Here is a 1,434-nt window from a genome sequence, read left to right on the forward strand (position 1 = left end):
CGCTACCTCCGCTACCTCCGCTACTTCCCCTACCTCCCCTACCTCCCCTACCTCCCCCACCTCCCCCACCTCCCTGCTTGACAGACTACTAGAGGGGTTGTACCTGCGTAATTCCAGAAAATTAGAGTCACATTTGGAAACTTCAACCTACTATGACTTCTCAACAGTCTAACAACCTGCCCCTATGGGTACAAGATAGAAACAAGGTAATTGCAGCCAGCACTGATGCTCAATGGCGCAATCAAAAACCCCCTGACTATAGCCGTTCTCAGCAAAACCTAGCAAAAGAGAGTATCCACCATCATCTCGAAGGTACATTAGAAGCTATAGTTGAAAATCTGGTGAGAACCTTTGAAATGGAAGTGTCATGGAAAACTAACCCCGAACAGTGGTTATCTATCGTCAATGACAAATTCCGGGTAACAAGTAATGGTGGTCAAGAATACACCGCTGCCGAATTAGGTAAATCAGGTACTTATAATTTGTTCATGGCTGATTCTGAACATTATAAAGCTTCAGAGGAAAGTTTTGAATCATCCCATGATATCTTTCATAGTACCTTTCCTCAAGGATTTCCCTGGGAAGTATTGGCAGTTTATTCTGGTCCTCCCAATGTTACATTTAAATGGCGACACTGGGGACATTTTCAGGGTAAGTATAAAGGTTATGCACCCACAGGGAAAACAGTTGAAATTATCGGTATGAGTGTTGCTCATGTCACCGAAGATTTAAAAATTGTTTCCTTAGAACACTATTTTGATAATGCCCTATTCTTAGAAAGCCTGACAGCAGGTGGCAAACTAGAAAATAGTGAAAATAAGGGCAGTGGTTGTCCTTTTGGTTCTTGGTTTAAGGGATTGAAGAAAAGTTAATCGCTCAGGGTACAGATTCAACACTGTACCCTAAAATTATAGCAGATCCCCGACTTCTGTTTTCATGATGTTAATAAATGATGAATTAATACTAGAAGTCGGGGATATTACCACAGTAACCTAAAATTATAGATTAGTCAGCAACCAAAGAAAATGCAAACATACTATTACGTTTTGGCCAGTCAACACTTTCTTATGGAACAAGAACCAATAGACGAAGTTCTCAAAGAACGGACTCGTAACTATCATGAACAAGAAAAAGAAATTGATTTTTGGTTAGTTAAGCAACCCGCTTTTTTAGAAACACCAAAAATGGCAGATATTAAAAAGAAATGTCCCCAACCTGCGGCAGCCATTATTTCCACCAATTCGCAATTTATAACTTGGCTAAAACTGCGGTTAGAGTATGTGATTACTGGAGAATTCTCCGCCCCTAGCGACACTATACCAAATCCATTAGCATCCCTTACCACAGCTTCTTAATAGGGAACAGAGAACGGGGAACGGGGAATATATAAGAATTTCACCTCTTCCCCAATTACCAATTACCAATTACCAATTA

General features: G+C 40.6%; 2 protein-coding genes. Both read left to right on the forward strand.

Annotation, left to right across the window (positions count from 1 at the left end; translation table 11 throughout):
• Nucleotides 1-152 precede the first annotated feature (152 nt).
• Nucleotides 153-872, forward strand: a complete 720-nt coding sequence (locus tag FJR06_RS01365; RefSeq protein WP_168650465.1) for an ester cyclase — start codon at nt 153-155, stop codon at nt 870-872.
• A gap of 153 nt (nt 873-1,025) precedes the next feature.
• Nucleotides 1,026-1,355, forward strand: a complete 330-nt coding sequence (locus FJR06_RS01370) for an MgPME-cyclase complex family protein (RefSeq protein ID WP_015079170.1) — start codon at nt 1,026-1,028, stop codon at nt 1,353-1,355.
• The last annotated feature ends 79 nt before the right edge of the window (nt 1,356-1,434 follow it).

The sequence above is a fragment of the Dolichospermum sp. UHCC 0352 genome, from assembly GCF_009711925.1.
Classification (GTDB): Bacteria; Cyanobacteriota; Cyanobacteriia; order Cyanobacteriales; family Nostocaceae; genus Dolichospermum; species Dolichospermum lemmermannii.